Source organism: Nocardia sp. bgisy118 (assembly GCF_057708605.1).
Genome location: NZ_JBYISM010000015.1, coordinates 154,568 through 172,581, shown reverse-complemented (window position 1 = coordinate 172,581; position 18,014 = coordinate 154,568). Strand labels below are relative to the sequence as shown.

General features: G+C 69.8%; 18 protein-coding genes and 2 tRNA genes. 8 read left to right on the top strand and 12 right to left on the bottom strand.

Annotation, left to right across the window (positions count from 1 at the left end):
• Nucleotides 1-193: 193 nt before the first annotated feature.
• Complete coding sequence (locus AC3EO7_RS19975; protein WP_431962638.1) at nt 194-844, bottom strand: peptide deformylase; 651 nt, start codon at nt 842-844, stop codon at nt 194-196.
• 256 nt (nt 845-1,100) lie between these two features.
• Here AC3EO7_RS19975 and AC3EO7_RS19970 point away from each other — a divergent pair, with 256 nt between their 5' ends.
• Nucleotides 1,101-1,589, top strand: coding sequence for an FBP domain-containing protein (locus tag AC3EO7_RS19970; RefSeq protein ID WP_431962636.1), 489 nt, complete (start codon nt 1,101-1,103; stop codon nt 1,587-1,589).
• 223 nt (nt 1,590-1,812) lie between these two features.
• Here AC3EO7_RS19970 and AC3EO7_RS19965 read toward each other — a convergent pair.
• Nucleotides 1,813-1,889: transfer RNA gene (locus tag AC3EO7_RS19965), tRNA-Pro, on the bottom strand.
• 46 nt (nt 1,890-1,935) lie between these two features.
• Nucleotides 1,936-2,006: transfer RNA gene (locus AC3EO7_RS19960), tRNA-Gly, on the bottom strand.
• A gap of 708 nt (nt 2,007-2,714) precedes the next feature.
• On the opposite strand from AC3EO7_RS19960, the gene AC3EO7_RS19955 reads away from it, so the two are divergent.
• Complete coding sequence (locus AC3EO7_RS19955) at nt 2,715-3,671, top strand: diguanylate cyclase domain-containing protein (protein ID WP_431962634.1); 957 nt, start codon at nt 2,715-2,717, stop codon at nt 3,669-3,671.
• Nucleotides 3,672-3,730: 59 nt separating this feature from the next.
• On the opposite strand, the gene AC3EO7_RS19950 is transcribed toward AC3EO7_RS19955, so the two are convergent.
• Both AC3EO7_RS19950 and AC3EO7_RS19945 read right to left on the bottom strand, forming a co-directional pair.
• On the bottom strand, nt 3,731-4,531 hold the full coding sequence (locus AC3EO7_RS19950) for an Fpg/Nei family DNA glycosylase (protein WP_431962632.1): 801 nt from the start codon (nt 4,529-4,531) through the stop codon (nt 3,731-3,733).
• A gap of 14 nt (nt 4,532-4,545) precedes the next feature.
• Nucleotides 4,546-5,019: a ribose-5-phosphate isomerase gene (locus tag AC3EO7_RS19945; protein ID WP_431962630.1), complete on the bottom strand. Its 474-nt coding sequence runs from the start codon at nt 5,017-5,019 to the stop codon at nt 4,546-4,548.
• A 509-nt stretch (nt 5,020-5,528) separates the two neighbouring features.
• Here AC3EO7_RS19945 and AC3EO7_RS19940 point away from each other — a divergent pair.
• Nucleotides 5,529-6,467, top strand: a complete 939-nt coding sequence (locus AC3EO7_RS19940; protein WP_435592057.1) for a M48 family metallopeptidase — start codon at nt 5,529-5,531, stop codon at nt 6,465-6,467.
• Between the two features lie 44 nt (nt 6,468-6,511).
• Here the strand turns inward: AC3EO7_RS19940 and AC3EO7_RS19935 are convergent, their stop codons facing one another.
• Entirely contained in the window at nt 6,512-7,153 is a 642-nt protein-coding gene (locus AC3EO7_RS19935; RefSeq protein ID WP_435592045.1) for a mycothiol-dependent nitroreductase Rv2466c family protein, read from the bottom strand.
• Nucleotides 7,154-7,333: 180 nt separating this feature from the next.
• On the opposite strand from AC3EO7_RS19935, the gene AC3EO7_RS19930 reads away from it, so the two are divergent.
• The 4 genes from AC3EO7_RS19930 (at nt 7,334) to AC3EO7_RS19915 (ending at nt 11,033) form a co-directional block, all read left to right on the top strand.
• Nucleotides 7,334-8,566 (top strand): NAD(P)/FAD-dependent oxidoreductase, encoded by a 1,233-nt coding sequence (locus AC3EO7_RS19930; RefSeq protein WP_435592044.1) that lies wholly within the window; start codon nt 7,334-7,336, stop codon nt 8,564-8,566.
• Between the two features lie 106 nt (nt 8,567-8,672).
• Nucleotides 8,673-9,074 (top strand): YciI family protein, encoded by a 402-nt coding sequence (locus AC3EO7_RS19925; protein WP_431962622.1) that lies wholly within the window; start codon nt 8,673-8,675, stop codon nt 9,072-9,074.
• A complete protein-coding gene (locus tag AC3EO7_RS19920) occupies nt 9,071-10,303 on the top strand; it encodes an RNA polymerase sigma factor (RefSeq protein WP_435592043.1) in 1,233 nt (410 codons plus the stop codon). Before AC3EO7_RS19925 ends, AC3EO7_RS19920 begins: the two co-directional genes overlap by 4 nt.
• A gap of 190 nt (nt 10,304-10,493) precedes the next feature.
• Nucleotides 10,494-11,033 (top strand): NUDIX hydrolase, encoded by a 540-nt coding sequence (locus AC3EO7_RS19915; RefSeq protein WP_431963565.1) that lies wholly within the window; start codon nt 10,494-10,496, stop codon nt 11,031-11,033.
• A 31-nt stretch (nt 11,034-11,064) separates the two neighbouring features.
• On the opposite strand, the gene AC3EO7_RS19910 is transcribed toward AC3EO7_RS19915, so the two are convergent.
• Complete coding sequence (locus AC3EO7_RS19910) at nt 11,065-11,895, bottom strand: phosphoribosylaminoimidazolesuccinocarboxamide synthase (protein WP_435592042.1); 831 nt, start codon at nt 11,893-11,895, stop codon at nt 11,065-11,067.
• A gap of 633 nt (nt 11,896-12,528) precedes the next feature.
• Between AC3EO7_RS19910 and pepN the strand changes: the two genes are divergently transcribed.
• Nucleotides 12,529-15,135 carry an aminopeptidase N gene (pepN, locus tag AC3EO7_RS19905; protein WP_431962616.1) on the top strand — a complete coding sequence of 869 codons (2,607 nt, stop codon included), beginning with the start codon at nt 12,529-12,531 and terminating at the stop codon, nt 15,133-15,135.
• 265 nt (nt 15,136-15,400) lie between these two features.
• Here pepN and AC3EO7_RS19900 read toward each other — a convergent pair whose 3' ends face one another.
• The 5 genes from AC3EO7_RS19900 to ctaJ form a co-directional block, all read right to left on the bottom strand.
• Nucleotides 15,401-15,601, bottom strand: coding sequence for a DUF6186 family protein (locus AC3EO7_RS19900; RefSeq protein WP_431962614.1), 201 nt, complete (start codon nt 15,599-15,601; stop codon nt 15,401-15,403).
• On the bottom strand, nt 15,598-16,014 hold the full coding sequence (locus tag AC3EO7_RS19895) for a hypothetical protein (RefSeq protein WP_435592041.1): 417 nt from the start codon (nt 16,012-16,014) through the stop codon (nt 15,598-15,600). Before AC3EO7_RS19895 ends, AC3EO7_RS19900 begins: the two co-directional genes overlap by 4 nt.
• A 249-nt stretch (nt 16,015-16,263) precedes the next feature.
• Nucleotides 16,264-17,067, bottom strand: a complete 804-nt coding sequence (locus AC3EO7_RS19890) for an NAD(P)H-binding protein (RefSeq protein WP_435592040.1) — start codon at nt 17,065-17,067, stop codon at nt 16,264-16,266.
• 143 nt (nt 17,068-17,210) lie between these two features.
• Nucleotides 17,211-17,675: a DUF5130 domain-containing protein gene (locus AC3EO7_RS19885; RefSeq protein WP_431962608.1), complete on the bottom strand. Its 465-nt coding sequence runs from the start codon at nt 17,673-17,675 to the stop codon at nt 17,211-17,213.
• Nucleotides 17,662-17,940, bottom strand: a complete 279-nt coding sequence (gene ctaJ, locus AC3EO7_RS19880) for an aa3-type cytochrome oxidase subunit CtaJ (protein ID WP_431962606.1) — start codon at nt 17,938-17,940, stop codon at nt 17,662-17,664. The genes AC3EO7_RS19885 and ctaJ overlap by 14 nt, the downstream gene beginning before the upstream one ends.
• Nucleotides 17,941-18,014 lie beyond the last annotated feature (74 nt).

Sequence of the window (18,014 nt, the reverse complement as noted above, 5' to 3'; positions counted from 1 at the left end):
TGAGGTGATCCATCGTGAAAGGCCGATCCGGCGACACCGGGTGGCCGGGTCATCTCGGTGGCGGTTCGGCACCGACGTACGGGTGCCTTGACTGAGCCCGCGCCGCAGGGCGGCTCGGCGTATTCGAGGATACCCCGCCAGAACGCCGACACAGGCGGTCGAAAGTGTTGCACGCGAATCCGTTACGGGTGACTCACCCAGGGAGGTCGAAGCCGAGGGATTCGGCGGCGGAGTGCGGGGTGGGGTGCGGCCAGCGGGTGGCGACGGCGTCGTTGGTCGACAGGGAGCGGAGTTCGGCGCGGTCCAGGTAGAGGGTGCCGTCGAGGTGGTCGGTTTCGTGCTGGACGATGCGGGCGGGCCAGCCTCGGACGATCTCGTCGATCGGGTGGCCGTGTTCGTCGTGGGCGGTGAGGTGGATTTCGGCGGGACGGGCGACGACGGCCTGCCAACCGGGGACGCTGAGGCAACCCTCGAAGAAGGCGGCCTCGGCCGGGCCGGTCGGCCGATACCTCGGGTTGATCAGGACGCGGAATGGCACCGGCCGCCGCTCACGGGCGGCGCGGACCTCGTCCGAGACCTCTGCGAAGTCCTCGATCACGGCCAGGCGCAACGGAATTCCGACCTGCGCGGCGGCGAGGCCGACGCCCGGTGCAGCGTGCATCGTCTCGCGCAGTGCGGCGATGAACCGCGCCAGCAGGTCGTCGTCGAGCTGTCCGTCGAATGGTGCGCTCGGCCTGCGCAGCACGGGGTCGCCCGCCGCGACGATCGGCAAGGGGCCGTCGACGGAGAGAAGTTGGGCTACCCGAGCCGCCAGCGGCCGCGCATCATCGAAAGGGACCTCCATGCCGCCAGCATCGCAACCGAGCGGGATCGGTTCCGCGCCGGGGCAGCCGATTCGCGGCCACGAAGCGATCCGGGCCGGAGCGGTGCGGGCCCGATTCCTCCCCGGCTCGCGACGGAAGACATGGGGCTCGGCCGACGCGCCCGCGGTCTCGCGGTGCGCCGCGTCCCGCGCCGGAAAATCCGTTGTTCGCGGGCGCCGGGGTCCGTAACGTCGCGTCGGTTTGTCCGCTATCGACCGAAAAGGAGTCGACACTGTCATGAAACCTGTCACCGAACGCGACATCAGGTCGTCGTTCGTCAACTGTTCCAAAGGAGACGCGAAGCGGTTGTCCGTGCCGCGCGACCTCGAGGAGCGCCCATGGGACGATCTGGATTTCCTCGGCTGGGGTGATCCATCGCTGCCCGGCCGCTGCTACCTGGTGGTTCCGCGAGACGAGCGGCTGATCGGCGTCGCACTGCGCCACGAGACGGGCGGGACCGGCAAACCGCAGATGTGCGCGATCTGCCTGACCACGCACACCGGCGGCGACGTGGTCCTGATGACCGCGCACAAGGCGGGCGACTCCGGCCGCCGCGGCAACTCGATCGGCACCTACATGTGCACCGATCTGGCCTGCTCGCTGTACGCGCGCGGGAAGAAGCGCCCCGCCCTCGGCAGCCGCTACCGCGAAGACCTGACGCTCGACGAGAAGATCGACCGGGTCCGCGAGAACATCGACGCCTTCCTCACGCGGCTCTACAGCTGACTCACGGTCGCCCACCCGAAAGGAGGTAGATGCCATGCGCCGACACTCGTTACCGCGCATCCCGACAGCGCCCCGAGTCCCCCACTCCCCCATCGAAACTCGGGGCGCCCGGGATTCCTCTCCGATCGAGACGCGCCGACAGCGACCGGACCGCCCCGTCCGGAGAGGAATCCCAGCCACATTCACCGAGCCGGACACCATCGGGGCCGGGAAGGTCGAAAGATGGTCGGGGTGACAGGATTTGAACCTGCGACCCTCCGCTCCCAAAGCGGATGCGCTACCAAGCTGCGCTACACCCCGTGGCCTCGCGGTGGCGGGGCCACCGACGAGTATGAATCGTTCCTTGAGCGGGTGACGGGAATCGAACCCGCACCATCAGCTTGGAAGGCTGAGGTTCTACCATTGAACTACACCCGCAGGCATACGACATCGATGGGATCGCCACGATGTCGTGTGCACCACGCACTGTACCGAATCCGGTTCCGGAAACGCCAATCGCCCCCGTCCACACGGCGCCCTTCGAGCCGTCGGCCCTGATCATCCAGTGCGCGATATTCCGAAGCCGAGCGAGCCGTCCCCGGGAACGGCGGTCCCACGCCGAACCGATACCGACCCACCCCGCGCGCACCAGGATCCGGGCAGGCCGCACGAAGGTCCCGCACGGAACGGACCGCGAGCCGACCGACACGACACGCCGACCCTGGCGACACACCGGAAACATCACCGACGCCGACCACCCCGATCCCGACATCTCGAACCACGCGGCCCGCACTCCGCCGGAGCCCGAAGAGCCCACCCGAGCGGGTGATTCAGCACACTCCCGGCGTGTCGACGCGCGACTCACCAGCGAACCCGAACCGTCGTGTAACGCCAAGGCCGCTGTAACGATCACACATCAGATCGCCATTCGCGAGGCATCGAAAACTCGTTGTAAAACGCCGTTTTTCAGTGCCGGGTGGCTTGCTAGGATCCTTTTTGCCGGACGGGGGTATCTGGAAAGGGGGCGGTGAGCGTGCACCGAGCGAGGTGGACAGAACCGCGTAGCAGTAGTGATCGGGGTGAAGCCGGCACCTGTGTGCACACAGGGCACCCGGGTACCGACGTCGCCCGCGATCGGTGAAGACGATGGCGACCGACATCGAACCGCCAGTCGCCGCGATGTGTCGCGCCTGGGCACGGGCCGTGTGCTCCGAGCCGGGCTCGCACACGACACCGCAGCAGCTGGAACCTGTTCTCATCGAGCTGGTCGAACGGCTGCTGTATCTGGCCAAGCACGAACCCTTCCCCGTGCCGGAGGCGCGGATGCTCGGCGCGCGCCTCGCCGAGCCGCCCTTCGAGCGGACCAGGATGCTGGCCCAGGCCAGCCGCTGGCTGCTCGGCTTCCCGTCGGGCAGGCCGGGCTCGCTGGTGGCGACCCGCTGGCCGTTCGTGGCCAGCCAGGCCATCGACAGCTACGCCCAGGCCTTGCAGGAGCGGGCGCTGGCCCAGCAGGAGCAGAGCCTGTCGGCCAAGGTGTCGCTGCGCGTGCAGGAGATCGCCGCCTTACAGCACCGGCTGCGCCACGAGGCCACCCACGACGCGCTGACCGACCTGGCCAACCGCACCCTGCTCCAGGATCAGGTGCGCAGGATGGCCACCGACCCGAACAGCTGCGTCGGCCTGCTGCTGATCGACCTGGACCGGTTCAAGCAGATCAACGACGGCTACGGGCACGCGGTGGGCGACGAGGTGCTGGTCGAGCTGGCCAACCGGCTGCGGGAGGTGTGCCCGCCGGACACGGTGATCTGCCGGTACGGCGGTGACGAGTTCGTGCTCGCGGTGAACCGGGACGGCAAGACCCTCACCGAGATCGCCAACCGCATCGTGGGTGCGCTGCGCGACCCGGTGTGGTCGTCGGCGGGCCCGGTGCCGGTCTCCGCGAGTGTGGGCACCGCCTACAACCCGCCGGGCGCCCCGTGCGACTTCACCGATCTGCTCCGACGCGCCGACCGGGCGATGTACACGGCCAAGACGGCGGGTGGGCGACGGTTCGCGTTCTCCGATTCCGACGAACCGGAGGTCGACGCGGCCGTCGCCGGCTGAACTCGGCAACCCGTGGCGCCCGCGGGCGCACCGGGGCCCGGCAGACGCGCGGAACGCGCTCAACTCGGCTGGCAGGCAGGGCACCAGAAGAGGTTGCGCCCCTCCAGCACCGCGTGAGCAACTGGTCCGGCACACACTCGGCAACCCGCGCCGGGGCGGCGGTACACATAGGTGCGCGGACGATCGGGGGCGTAAGACGGCTCGCCGTGGTCGTGTTCGGGGCGCACCACGTGCATGCGCCCGGTCGCCACACCGACCGGCATCAGCTCGACCAGATCCGCCCAGAGGGCGCGCCACTCTTCGGCACTCAGATCGACGCCGGGACGGTAGGGCGAAATGCCGTGCCGGAAGAGCACTTCGGCCCGGTAGACGTTCCCGACACCGGCGATCACGCTCTGGTCCATCAGCAGCGCGCCGATCGGCCTGCGAGAACGGCGGATTCGCGCGTAGGCGCGATCCGGGTCGGCGTCGGTGCGCAGCGGGTCGGCGCCGAGACGGTCGGTCAGCGCCTCGACCTCCGGCGGGAGCAGCACCTCGCACGCGGCGGGGCCGCGCAGGTCGGTGCCGACGCCCGCGCCGCCGATCATCCGCATCCTGACCTGTCCGACCGGCGCGCCCATCGGCAGCTCCGAGTCGTAGAACTTGCCGTAGAGCCCGAGGTGCACGTGCACCGCGAGCCCGGATTCGTAGTGATGGAGCAGGTGTTTGCCATGCGCCTCCGAGCGCACGAGCCGTTGCCCGTCCACCAGGGCGGCGCCGTCGGCGAACCGGCCCTGTGGACTCGACACCCGCACCACACCGCCCGCGAACACCTGCTGATGCTGGCTCGCCAGGCGGTGCAGCGTATGCCCTTCAGGCATCTGCCGACGCGACCTCAGTACGCCGGGACGGCGGGGGCGACACCGGTCTTCTCGTACTCGGCCAGGATGTCGATGCGGCGCTGGTGACGCTCCTCCTCGGACCACGCGGTGGCGACGAACGCGTCGACGATGGCCAGCGCCTCCTCGGTGGAGTGCATGCGGCCGCCGATGCCGATCAGCTGCGCGTTGTTGTGCTCGCGGGCCAGCTTCGCGGTCTCCACGCTCCAGGCAAGGGCACAGCGGGCGCCGGGCACCTTGTTCGCGGCGATCTGCTCGCCGTTGCCGCTGCCGCCGAAGACCAGGCCGAGGCTGCCCGGGTCGGCGACGGTGCGGCGCGCCGCCTCGATGCAGAAGGCGGGGTAGTCGTCCAGGGCGTCGTACTCGAGGGCGCCGCAGTCGACGACCTCGTGGCCCGCCTGCTGGAGATGGGCCTTGACGTGATTCTTCAGTTCGAAACCGGCATGGTCGGCACCCAGGTATACGCGCATGGCTGCGATTGTGTCAGGCCACGCGACGGCGAATCCGAGAGGGCACCGTCCGCGATTAACACCGGGGCCGCGCTGCGCGAATCTGCTGACACGGGAGGTGTCCGCGGGCGCCGACCAGGTGTGTCCGACTGCACAGCGTCGCTGGCCCCTCGGACGCGAGAAACCCGTCCCCACCGATGAATAGAGTGCACCTCATGCAGCCGCACGAACCGACGCCGCCGGACCGAGCCGACCAGCCGGAGCCACCGAACGCGCCGCCGAGCGGGTGGGGGCACACGCAGCAACCGTCGCAGCACGGCACGGCGACGCCACAGCACACCGGCGCCCACCCGACCTACGGCACGTCATCTCATGGCGCCACACCGACGTCGCCCTACAACGACGCGCCTTCGGCGCCCTACACAACTGGGTCCTCGACGCCCTACGGCACTGGGTCTCCGACGCCCTACGGCGTTGGGTCGCCGACGCCCTACGGCGGTGTGCCCTCGACGCCCTACGGATCCGCGCCGATGACGCCGTACGGCGCTCCGCCGCCCGTACCGCCGCAGAGCATGCCGCGTGGCCTCTCCCCGTTCGGGATGCCCGCCCGGCACAGCTGGGAGATCCCGCTGCTCGTCGTCGTGGTGGTGTGCACGGTGGTCGCGTACCTGATCGCCATCCTCATGCTCGTCGTCACACTCGCCGACGGCGCGGTGCCGAGCGACTATCTGCTGCTGCTGGTGTTCGCGCCGCTGCTGGTCTGGGCGGGGCGCGGTTTCAACTACGCGACACAGCGGGTGAACGGCGTGCGGATGTCGCCGACGCAATTCCCCGAGGGCTATCAGATGGTGGTCGACGCGGCCGCCAGATTCGGCATGGCGAAGGTGCCCGACGCCTATGTGGTGCTCGGCAACGGCCAGATCAACGCCTTCGCCTCCGGGCACGGCTTCCGGCGCTTCGTGGTGGTCTACAGCGACCTGTTCGAAATCGGCGGCAAGGCACGCGAACCCGACGCGCTCGCGTTCATCATCGGCCACGAGGTCGGCCACATCGCCGCCGGGCACACCTCGTACTGGCGACAGCTGGGCATGTTCCTCGTGCCGTTCCTGCCGATCCTGGGCAGTTCGCTGATCCGCTCGCAGGAGTACACCGCCGACAACCACGGCTACTGCAACCGGCACACCGGCGCGGCCGCCGCGATGGGCACGCTGGCGGCGGGCAAGTACATGAACACCTTGGTCGGCTTCGACGAGATGGCCGATCGCGCCGCCACCGAGAAGGGCGGATTCGTCTGGTTCGTCAACGCCCTGTCCTCGCACCCGGTGCTGACCTGGCGGATGTGGGCGCTGCGTGATCGCAGCAGGCACGGCAGGCTCTTCCTGCGCCCCAACCCGCAGCCCCCGATGGGCGCCGCGCCGTACAGCCCGTACGGCGAGGTGCCGAGCCTGCCGCCGAAGCCGGTGCCCTGAGCCGACGACCGGGCGCCGCGAGTACGCGGCGCCCGGTTTCGCGTTCAGTCGAAGACGGGGTCTTCGGTCCTGGTCCGCTTGAGCTCGAAGAAGTGCGGGTAGGAGGCCAGCGCGACGACGCCGTCCCAGACCTTGCCCGCGTCCTCTCCGCGCGGAATGCGCGAGAGCACGGGACCGAAGAACGCCACGCCGTTGACATGAATGGTCGGGGTGCCGACGTCCTTGCCGACCTTGTCCATGCCCTCGTGGTGGCTCTTGCGCAACGCCTCGTCGTACTCGGTGCTCTCGGCGGCCTGCGCGAGCTCGGCGGGCAGGCCCACCTCCGCGAGCGCGTCGGCGATCACCGCGGCCAGGCTCTCCGTGCGGGTCGGGCGCTCGTATTCGGCCTTGCGGTCGTGGATGCGGCTGCCCATCGCGGTGTAGAGCGGCGCGAGCACCTTGTCACCGTGATCCTTGGCGGCGGCGATGGCGACGCGCACCGGGCCCCAGGCACTGTTCATCAGCTCGCGGTACTGCTCGGGCAGATTGCGGCCCTCGTTCAGCACCGCCAGGCTCATCACGTGGAAACGCGCCTCGATGTCGCGGACCTGCTCGACCTCCAAGATCCAGCGGGAAGTGATCCAACACCAGGGGCACAGCGGGTCGAACCAGAAATCGGCGACGTTCTTCTCGGCCGTGTCGGTCACGGGTCGTTCCTCTCGATCGCATGCAAGAAGCACGGCGCGCGAGCGCCGTTATCCGGAACCAACCACGGCGCCCGGCGATTCGTTCCCGGTCCGGATCATGTCCGGATACCGCGTTGCGAAACCCCCGCCGACAGTAGGCTCGAGTGGGCACGCGTTCCCTCCCCTGAGAAGGAGTCCGCCATGACCTCGGATCGGCGTTTCGTGATCGTCGGCGGCGGGCTCGCCGCGGCCAAGCTGGCGGAAGCCCTGCGCGACAACGACTTCGACGGGACGATCACCCTCGTCAGCGCCGAGGAACATCTGCCCTACGAACGACCTCCGCTGTCCAAGGAACACCTGTTCGGCAAGAAGCAGCTCGCCGATTTCACCGTCGATCCGGCCCAGTGGTACCGCGATCACCACGTGGAGCTGCTGCTCGGCACCACTGTCACCGGGATCGATCGAGACGCGAAGACGATCACGCTGCCGGACGACTCCACCCTCGCCTACGACAAGCTGGCGCTGGCCACCGGATCGACACCGCGCACCCTGCCACTGCCGGGCGCCGACGCCCCCAACGTCTACACGCTGCGCTTCATCGAGGACTCCGACACTCTCATCGAGCTGTTCGGCCAGAGCGATCGGCTCGCCATCATCGGCGCGGGCTGGATCGGTCTCGAGGTGGCGGCGGCGGCACGCGCCGCCGGGGTCGAGGTCACCGTGGTGGAGACCGCCGAACAGCCACTGCTCGGCGCGCTCGGGCCCGAGATGGGCTCGGTCTTCGCCGATCTGCACCGCGCGCACGGCGTCGATCTCCGCCTCGGCGCCCAGGTCGAGGCGATCACCACGCACGAGGGCATCGCGACGGACATCGCCGACGGGCTGCGGCTGGCCGACGGGACGACCGTCGCCGCCGATGCAGTGCTCGTCGCGGTGGGCGCCAAGCCGAATATCGAGATCGCCGCGGCGGCGGGGCTCGAGGTGGACAAGGGCGTGCTCGTCGACGCGAGCCTGGTCACCAGCGATCCGGACATCGTCGCCGTCGGCGACATCGCCGAACAGCAGCATCCCGGACTCGACCGCCGCATCCGGGTGGAGCACTGGGCCAACGCGCTCAACCAGCCCGCTGTCGCGGCCGCGACCATGCTCGGCAAATCCGCGACCTACGACCGGCTGCCTTATTTCTTCACCGATCAGTACGACCTGGGCATGGAGTACACCGGCTACGCCGCGCCGGGCGGGTACGACCACGTGGTGGTGCGCGGCGATCTGGACGGGCGCGAGTTCGTCGCGTTCTGGCTGGACTCGCAGAACCGGGTGCTGGCGGGCATGAACGTCAACGTGTGGGACGTGACCGACCGGATCAAGGAGCTGATCACCGCGGGCGAACCGGTCGATCCCGACCGTCTCGCGGACACCTCGACTCCCCTGTGATCCAGATCACCGAGGACCGCGCGCGTGACGTGTCGAAGCGCGGCGCTCCGTTCCGACCTACCTGCGAGAGCGCCGAAGGGGCGCGCCGATACGCGAGGAGCCGACCGTGAAGTACATGTTGCTCAAGACCTACAGCGAAGCCGCCTTCTGCGACACCCCGATCTCGGAGTGGGCTCCAGAGGACATCGAGGCGCACATCGACTTCCAGCGCGCGCTGGGCGAAGAACTGGCCAAGTCGGGCGAACTGGTCGACGCGCAGGGCTTGGCCGGACCGCAGGAGGCGCGGGTGGTCAGCGCCGACGGCCGCTCCGCCCCGGTGATCACCGACGGCCCGTTCCCCGAGACCAAGGAATTCCTGGCCGGGTACTGGATCGTCGATGTGGACAGCCCCGAACGCGCGTTGCAGATCGCCGCCCAGGCCTCGGCCGCGCCCGGCCCCGGCGGCAAGCCGATCGGCGAGTACATCGAAGTGCGCGCGGTGATGAGCGCTCCCGCCGCCGAACAGTGACGATCACGCCCGGCGCCGAGGCCCTGCTGCGCGAACTCGCACCCCGGGTCCTCGGCGTCTTGGTGCGCCGGTTCGGCGACTTCGACGCCGCCGAGGACGCGGTGCAGGAGGCCATGCTGGCGGCGGCGACCCAGTGGCCCGCCGAGGGACTGCCGGACAATCCGCGCGGCTGGCTGGTCCAGGTCGCACAGCGCAGAATGGCGGACGCAGTGCGCGCCGAGGTGTCCCGGCGACGCAGGGAGACAGCGGTTTTCGATCGCGAGGCGCCGGGCGCCGAGACCGTCGACCGGGACGACACGCTGGCGATGTTCTTCCTGTGCTGCCACCCGGCACTGTCCTCGGCGAGCGCGATCGCGCTGACGCTGCGGGCGGTCGGCGGACTCACCACCGCGGAGATCGCGCGCGCCTTCCTGCTGCCGGAACCGACCATTGCCCAGCGCATCGCGCGGGCCAAGAAGCGCCTCGCGGGGCTGGATCGTCCGTTCGCCCGGCCCGGCGATGCCGAATGGCGGGAGCGCCTCGGCTCGGTGCTGCACGTGCTGTATCTGATCTTCACCGAGGGACACACCACCACCTCCGGCGCCGAATTGCAGCGCACCGACCTCTCCGGCGAGGCGATCCGGCTGACCCGCGCCGTGCACCGTCTGCTGCCCGACGACGTCGAGGTCACCGGCCTGCTGGCGCTCATGCTGCTCACCGATGCCCGCCGGCCCGCCCGCGTCGGACCGCACGGCGAGCTGATCCCGCTGGCCGAACAGCAGCGCGGCCGCTGGGACCGGGCCATGATCACCGAGGGCGTGCGGCTGATCACGGGCACCCTCCCGCACGGACTCACCGGCTCCTACCAGGTGCAGGCGGCCATCGCGGCAGTGCACGGGCAGGCGCTGCGCGCCGAGGACACCGACTGGCCGCGCATCCTGGCCCTCTACAACCTGCTCGAACGCATCGCGCCGAATCCGATGGTCAGTCTCAACCGTGCGGTCGCGGTCGCGATGGTGCACGGTCCGTCCGGGGGGCTCGAACTGGTCGACGCCCTGGACGACTCACTCGGCGCGGCCGGGCACCGGCTGGACGCCGTGCGCGGGCACCTGTACGAGATGGCCGGCGACCACGCGGCCGCCATCGCGCACTACACCGCGGCGGCCGGGCGCACCACGAGCCTGCCGGAGCGCGACTATCTGACGCTGCGCGCGGCGCGACTGCACCAAGCGTCGGCGGCGCGGCGCTGATCGCGGCCGCCCCGCGAACCGATCGGACAGGGCGTGACGAACGTGTCCTCCGAGCTGGTCAGCGGCGCGGCACCAACATCAACGATCGCGGACGAACGTGACCTCCGGACTGGTCGGCACCGACGTGGGCGATCCCGGCGGAGCCTAAATGCGCTGTACTGCGGCACGATTCTCGCGGGTCGAAGACCGCATGCTGCGATCCGGCGGGCAGACTGCTGGTGTGACAGCGACATTCAGCGCGGGCGTCCTGCTGTTCCGCCGCACGGAAGCGGGTGATCCCGAGGTCCTGCTCGGCCACATGGGCGGGCCGTTCTGGGCGCGCAAGGACAATGGCGCCTGGTCGATCCCGAAGGGCGAATACGTACCGGACGCCGAGGACGCGGCGCTGGCGGCTCGCCGCGAGTTCACCGAGGAGCTGGGTCTACCCGCGCCGGAAGGCGAATGGGTCCCGATGGGCGAGGTGCACTACAGCAGCGGCCGCAAGCGGCTGCTGGCCTGGGCGGTCGAAGGCGACCTCGACCCGGCCGAGGTGAACCCGGGCACCTTCGAGATGGAATGGCCGCCGCACTCCGGCCGACTCGTCGCCTTCCCCGAGATCGATCGCGCCGAGTGGTTCGATCTGGCCGCCGCCCGCGACAAACTGGTCAGCGGGCAGCGGCCCTACCTCGACCGCCTCGCCGAGCATCTGCGCGACCGAGACCCGGACCGGCCCCACGACGCGCGGCCCTGAGCACGCAGGACCGGCGCGTGCCTGGCGACGCTCAGGCGGACACCCACTTCTCGCCGGTGATGAGCTCGTACGCCTCCTGGTACTTGCGCCGGGTGGCGTCCACGATGTCGGCCGGAATCTCCGGGCCGGGAGGCTCCTTGTCCCATCCGGTCGAGGTGGACCAGTCCCGGACGAACTGCTTGTCGAACGAGGGCTGCGGGCGACCCGGCTGCCACTGGTCGGCGGGCCAGAACCGTGAGGAGTCGGAGGTGAGCACCTCGTCGCCCAGGGTGAGAACGTCGCCGTCCCAGCCGAATTCGACCTTCGTGTCCGCGATGATGACGCCCTTGCCCGCAGCGTGCTCGGCCCCGCGCAGGTAGATGTCGAGGGTGCGGGCGCGCAGCTGCTCGGCGACCTCGCGGCCCTCCTGGTTCACCACGTCGGCGAAGGTGATCGGCTCGTCGTGACCCTCGGACGCCTTGCTGGTGGGCGTGAAGATCGGCTCGGGCAGCTTGTCGCCGTCGCGCAGGCCGGGCGGCAGCGCGACGCCGGACACGGTGCCGGTGCGCTCGTACTCCTTCAGGCCCGATCCGGTGAGGTAGCCGCGGGCGATGCACTCCACGTGCACCATCTTCAGCGGCTTCACCCGGACGCCGCGGCCCGCGAATTCCGCCGGGACGTCGGTGGTGGACAGCACGTGGTTGGGCACGTCGGAGAAGAAACGGAACCACCAGTTCGACAGCTGCGTCAGCAGCGCGCCCTTCTCCGGGATCGGCGTCGGCAGCACCACGTCGTACACCGAGACCCGATCGGAGGCTACGAGCAGCAACGTGTCGCCGTCCTCGTACAGGTCGCGCACCTTACCGGCGTGCACATGCTTCAACGTGGAGCCTCCGAATCCCTCGATGTGTGTCTGCGCTGCACAGGAACGATACCGCCGCGCTCCGCGCGGGCCGGTGCCGCCGCCTGCGCCGACCAGCCGTACCTCCGCATGCGCTGCGGCCGTGCACGGTTCGAGAACGGACCGCGCCCGCCTGCGCCCACTAGCCACACCGCCGCATTCCCTGCGGCCATACACGGTTCGAGAACGGGACCGCGCCCGCCTGCGCCCACTAGCCACACCTCCGCATGCGCTCCGGCCATACACGGTTCGAGAACGGGACCGCGCCTGCCTGCGCCCACTAGCCACACCTCCGCATTCCCTGCGGCCATACACGGTTCGAGAACGGGACCGCGCCCGCCTGCGCCCACTAGCCACACCTCCGCATACGCTCCGGCCGTGCACGGTTCGAGGACGAAGGCGTCCGCCTGCGCACATCAGACGCACCTCCGCATTCGCCACGGCCCGCGCGGTCCGAGGACGGACTACGCGTCCGGCCGCGCGCACTAGGGTTGGCGAGAAAGTTCCGCGCGGGCGGACCCGCCCGGTGGCATTGTGGACGCTGTCGCGCTCCCGGTGGGCGATCCCGCCGCGAGCCCGCACCGTGCCGTGTTCGTCGAAGAGCGAAGGAGTTCCATGTCTGCCCCGAATCTCACCCGCGACCAGGCGATCGAGCGTGCCGCCACGGTCGTCGTCGAGAACTACCGCATCGAACTCGATCTCACCGACCGGGCGACCAGCGCCGACGCCGCGGTCGACGAGACGTTCGGCTCGAAGACCACCGTGACCTTCACCGCGACACCGGGTGCGAGCACCTTCATCGACATCGTCGCGGCGGGCGTGCGCTCGGCGGTGCTCAACGGCGTCGCGCTCGACGTCTCCGACTACGACGAGTCCAAGGGCATCGCGCTCACCGCCCTGGCCGAACGCAACGAGCTGGTCGTCGAAGCCGACTGCGTGTACTCACACACCGGCGAGGGCCTGCACCGATTCGTCGACCCCACCGACGACAAGGTCTATCTGTACTCGCAGTTCGAGACCGCCGACGCCAAGCGCATGTTCGCCTGCTTCGACCAGCCGGACCTGAAGGCCACCTTCGACATCACCGCCACCGCGCCGGCCGACTGGGAGGTCGTCTCCAACGGAGCGGGCAGCCGCGAGGAGGTCGGCGCTGGTTCGTCCGGGCCCTCCGTCGCTGTGCACACCTTCGCCACCACGCCGCGGATGAGCACCTACCTGGTCGCGATGATCGCGGGCCCCTACGCGAAGTGGACCGACTCCTACACCGACGAGCACGGCTCGATCCCGCTCGGCATCTTCTGCCGCGCCTCGCTGGCCGAGCACATGGACGCCGAGCGCCTCTTCACCGAGACCAAGCAGGGTTTCGGCTTCTACCACCGCAACTTCGGCGTGCCCTACGCGTTCGGCAAGTACGACCAGCTGTTCGTGCCGGAGTTCAACGCGGGCGCGATGGAGAACGCGGGCGCGGTGACCTTCCTCGAGGACTACGTCTTCCGGTCCAAGGTGACCCGCGCGTCCTACGAGCGCAGGGCCGAGACCGTGCTGCACGAGATGGCGCACATGTGGTTCGGCGACCTGGTCACCATGCGGTGGTGGGACGACCTGTGGCTGAACGAGTCGTTCGCCACCTTCGCCTCGGTGCTGTGCCAGTCCGAGGCCACCGAGTACACCAACGCGTGGACCACCTTCGCGAACGTGGAGAAGTCCTGGGCGTACCGGCAGGATCAGCTGCCTTCCACGCACCCGATCGCCGCCGACATCCCGGACCTGGCGGCGGTGGAGGTCAACTTCGACGGCATCACCTACGCCAAGGGCGCGAGCGTGCTCAAGCAGCTGGTGGCCTACGTCGGGCTGGAACCGTTCCTCGCCGGTCTGCGCGACTACTTCGCCGAACACGCCTACGGCAACGCGACGTTCGACGACCTGCTGAGCGCACTGGAGAAGTCCTCCGGACGCGACCTGTCCACCTGGGGCGCCCAGTGGCTCAAGACCACCGGCCTGAACATCGTGCGGCCCGATTTCCAGGTCGATGCCGACGGGAAGTTCGCTTCCTTCGCGGTGATCCAGGAGGGCGCGGCTCCCGGCGCGGGCGAGCGGCGTGTGCACCGGCTGGCGGTCGGCGTCTACGACGATCAGGACGGCAAGCTGGTCCGCACCCACCGCGTCGAGCTGGACCTCGACGCCGCCGAGCGCACCGAGGTAGCCGAGTTGGCCGGCGTGCCGCGCGGCAAGTTCGTGCTGGTCAACGACGACGACCTGACCTACTGCTCGGTGCGCTTGGACGCCGACTCGCTCGACGTGCTCGTCAACCGGATCGCCGACATCGCCGAACCGCTCCCCCGCACGCTGGCCTGGTCGGCGGCGTGGGAGATGACCAGGCAGGCCGAGCTCAAGGCCCGCGATTTCGTCGCCCTCGTCCAGCGCGGGGTCGGCGCGGAATCCGAGATCGGCGTGGTGCAGCGGCTGCTCATGCAGGCGCACACCGCGATCGGCAGCTACGCCGACCCGGCGTGGGCGGACTCGGTCGGCTGGCCCGCATTCGCCGACCGGCTGCTGGAGTTGGCGCGGGAGGCCGAGCCGGGCTCGGATCACCAGCTCGCCTTCGTCAACGCGCTGACCGGCGCGCGGCTGTCGGCCTGGCACACCGAGGTGCTGCGCGAACTGCTCGACGGCGACCCGGCCGCGCTCGGCTTGGCCGGGCTCACGGTCGACACCGATCTGCGCTGGCGCCTCGTCACCGCGCTCGCCGCGGCGGGCGAGATCGACGCCGAGGGCGTGGCCACCCCGGCCATCGACCGTGAGCTCGCCAACGACCCGACCGCCGCGGGCAAGCGCCAAGCCGCGGCCGCGTCGGCCGCGCGGCCGATCGCCGAGGTCAAGGAACAGGCGTGGAACACGGTGATGAACGACGATTCGGTCCCCAACATCACCGCGCGCGCGATCGTCGGCGGGTTCGCCCCGGCGGGCCAGGGCGGGCTGCTCGGCTCGTTCGTGGAACGCTACTTCGCCGAGGTCCCGGCCGTGTGGGAGCGCCGTTCCAGCGAGGTCGCGCAGACCGTCGTCGTCGGCCTCTACCCGGCGTGGGAGATCACCGACGACGCGGTCGCGGTGGCGGACAAGTTCCTCGCCGAGAACCACCCGCCCGCCCTGCGCCGCTTGGTCTCCGAGGGCAAGGCGGGCATCGAACGCTCGCTGCGCGCCCGCGCCTTCGACGCCAGGTAGCCCCGGTCGTCCGGTGGGGATGCCGCGCATCCCCACCGGACGAAACCCGCCCGCCCCGAAATCGACCGCACACACCGTTCCGACACCTCACAGCATCGACACCTGTGAGGCGCTTGATCCGCATGTGAAACCACCTGGCGGCAGTGCGTTCATCCGCCACGACGAGCCCTTGCTCGGAGCCGAATCGACACCCACACATCTTGTCGACGCGTCACACCGTCGACACCTGTGTGAGGCGTGTGATGCCTCTGTGCGACCGACCTGCTCAGCGCGCCAGGAAGTGCCAGCCGAGCCATGCCCAGCAGAGTGCGGCGATGATCCGCACTGGTCGGCGGGCAAGGGCTGCGGTGGCCACTTCGGTCAGCGGGGCGATCAGGTCGCGGCGCAGGTGCGCGAGCGCGGTCAGGCCGAGGGCCAGCGCGAGCAGGACGGCGAAACCCGTGACGACGACGGCGCGTTCGGTCATCGCGTCACCAGCCACCAGCCGACGGCCAGCCAGATCAGCCAGCCCGCGAAGCGCAGCGGGCCCTGTTCGAGTGCCGGGTCGAGCAGCGTCGAGAGGGTCGGGTGCTGGTCGCTCGGTTTCGTCCAATCCGGTTGGCGCACAAACGCGTACGCCTCCCAACCGGCGGCCGCGAGCAGCAGCGCGGACCAGACCGCCGTACCCCGGCGCACCGCAGCGTCCTTCGGCTCGGCAGAGGTCGGGGACCGTATCGCCCGGACCAACACAACCGCGCCCGCGAGGAGCACCAGGACGGTCGCAGGCCAACCGAACGGCCGGGTCAGCGCTCCGCCCGCCGCCAGCACGATCGAGCAGACCGCCAGCAGGGCGCGCCTTCCGCTCGACGGAGGCGCGGCGGACGTCGACTCCGCTGCCACCGTCGCAGAATACGACCGCGTCGGTGGCCGAGTGCGCGGGTCAGCGGAAATGAACGATCTCGCCGACCGCCCGAGCGTGGCCGTGCCCGTCGAGAGGGCGCGACCCGGCAAGAAGGGGACGACGCCGCCCTCTCGTTGCGGGGCGCCCGACCCCGGGAGGATCTCGGCGGCAGAACAGCACTTCACCGGTCGAAAGCGGGTGCCGTGGAGACCGACCGCGACATGGGCGCGACCGTGATCGCGCCGCCCTCAACGGAACAGTTCGACGTTGTCCCGCGCCCACTGCGCGAAGGTGGTGGCCGGTGCGCCGGTGACGTCCGCGACGGTGGTCGTGGGCCGCTGGGGATGCTCGACCATGCTTGCTATCCCGTCGACGTACCACTCCGCGTAGGGCCCCATCGCCGGTTCGAGCAGGCGGATGGCCTCGTCGCGCGGGGCCTGCACGACGGTGAGGTCCCGCCCGAGGGCAGCGCCGATGCTGCGGATCTTGTCGGCCCTGGTGAGCGTCTCCGGGCCGGTCAGCTCGTAGGTGTTGCCCGCGTGCCCGTCGGAGAGCAGCACCTTCGCCGCGACGCGGGCGATGTCGTCCATGGCGATCGGCGCGTTCGCGGCCGCCGGGTGGGGATCGCGGATCTCGCCGGAGACCTTGATCTGTTCGACCCATTGGGCGGCGTTCTCGCTGAACTCGCCCGCGTACAGGTGGGTCCAGTCCAGGCCGGAGCTCTCGACGGCCTTCGCGATCGGCTGCCAGTCGGTGTCCGCGTCACCGGACAGGTCGACGATGTGCCGGATGCCCGCCGCCTTCGCCAGCGCGACGACCTCGTCCACCGTCTCCAGCACCGGCGCGAGATACAGGCGGTCGACGCCGTCGAACGCGGCGGGCAGCGAGGACAGCCGCCGCAGATAGCCGTGCGCGACCTCCACGCCCGCGGGCAGTCCGGCTCGCTCGGGGTGATTCGACAACGCCCTGACGTCGGTGGCGCCGCCCGCGAGCAGGTGATCGACCACCTTCCGGCCGATGTTGCCGGTGGCTCCCGTGACAAGAATCTTCATGCATCCACCGTGCCTGCGCCCCGGAGTTCCCGACAACCCCCAATTCACGAATCCTTCAGCGCCGCAAGCACACCCGGAAACGCCTGCGGCGCGCTCACCCGAATTCGGATGAGCGCGCCGCGAGCACGCTGGTGACGTGTGGGTCAGCGACCGATGGCGGCGGCCATCACGCGAACCGCGGAGATCAGACCGTCGATCAGCTGACCCTGCCGGATCGAGCTGAGCGCGGCGGTGAGGCCGAGCTGGCAGACGCGATCGTTCGCGCGGTCGGCCACCTCGTGGCCGGAGCGGACCTCGATCGCCTTCTCGTTGGGCGAGACGGCGATGAGCACCGAACGCGCCGCCTCGGGGGTCGAGGGGAAGAGCGCGTCCGCGCCCGCGGCCGTGTCGGCGCCGAGATCGCCGACGTAGACGTTGAAGCGCACCTTGGTCGCCCTGGTCGCCTCGGTCAGCACGTTGTCCATGGCGAGCCGCTCTTCATCGCTGAACGGGGCTTCCTTGAAGACGTCGCCTGCCTCGTGCACACCGGACACGCGTCCGCTGCTGGTGAGGGCGTACCCGTGCGGGAGGTCGGCCTCGACCACCGCGGGCCAATTAGAACTTGCCACTTGCCCGGCCTCCGATCAGCTCAACCTGGGCAGATTCGATAGCCGCATGGCTGCCATGCGACTGAGTGGTGTCGTGGTGGCCGTGTCCGGTCACCTCGTCGGTCGCACTCCACAGCACCGGCGCCGCGGTCCACTTCTGACCCAGTTCGAAGTGAACCGGCTTCTCGCCGGGCAGCGGCTTACCGAGAAACGACAATCCGGCGATCGCCGCGTAGATCACCAGCGGGATGCCGACGAAGATCAGCACTGTCTCGAGAATGCTCACGGCCTTACGGTAGACGATGCTGTGTAGTAGACGCTCGACCGGTCGTCCACTCGCCCCGTGTCGAACCCGGCCGC

Bases quoted from the DNA above. Each gene is read 5' to 3' on its own strand.
- AC3EO7_RS19930 (WP_435592044.1), top strand. From the start codon at position 7,334: ATGACCTCGGATCGGCGTTTCGTGATCGTCGGCGGCGGGCTCGCCGCG.
- AC3EO7_RS19975 (WP_431962638.1), bottom strand. From the start codon at position 844: ATGGAGGTCCCTTTCGATGATGCGCGGCCGCTGGCGGCTCGGGTAGCC.
- AC3EO7_RS19945 (WP_431962630.1), bottom strand. From the start codon at position 5,019: ATGCGCGTATACCTGGGTGCCGACCATGCCGGTTTCGAACTGAAGAAT.
- AC3EO7_RS19940 (WP_435592057.1), top strand. From the start codon at position 5,529: ATGACGCCGTACGGCGCTCCGCCGCCCGTACCGCCGCAGAGCATGCCG.
- AC3EO7_RS19950 (WP_431962632.1), bottom strand. From the start codon at position 4,531: ATGCCTGAAGGGCATACGCTGCACCGCCTGGCGAGCCAGCATCAGCAG.
- AC3EO7_RS19890 (WP_435592040.1), bottom strand. From the start codon at position 17,067: ATGAAGATTCTTGTCACGGGAGCCACCGGCAACATCGGCCGGAAGGTG.
- AC3EO7_RS19915 (WP_431963565.1), top strand. From the start codon at position 10,494: ATGCTGCGATCCGGCGGGCAGACTGCTGGTGTGACAGCGACATTCAGC.
- AC3EO7_RS19970 (WP_431962636.1), top strand. From the start codon at position 1,101: ATGAAACCTGTCACCGAACGCGACATCAGGTCGTCGTTCGTCAACTGT.
- AC3EO7_RS19900 (WP_431962614.1), bottom strand. From the start codon at position 15,601: ATGACCGAACGCGCCGTCGTCGTCACGGGTTTCGCCGTCCTGCTCGCG.
- pepN (WP_431962616.1), top strand. From the start codon at position 12,529: ATGTCTGCCCCGAATCTCACCCGCGACCAGGCGATCGAGCGTGCCGCC.
- AC3EO7_RS19955 (WP_431962634.1), top strand. From the start codon at position 2,715: ATGGCGACCGACATCGAACCGCCAGTCGCCGCGATGTGTCGCGCCTGG.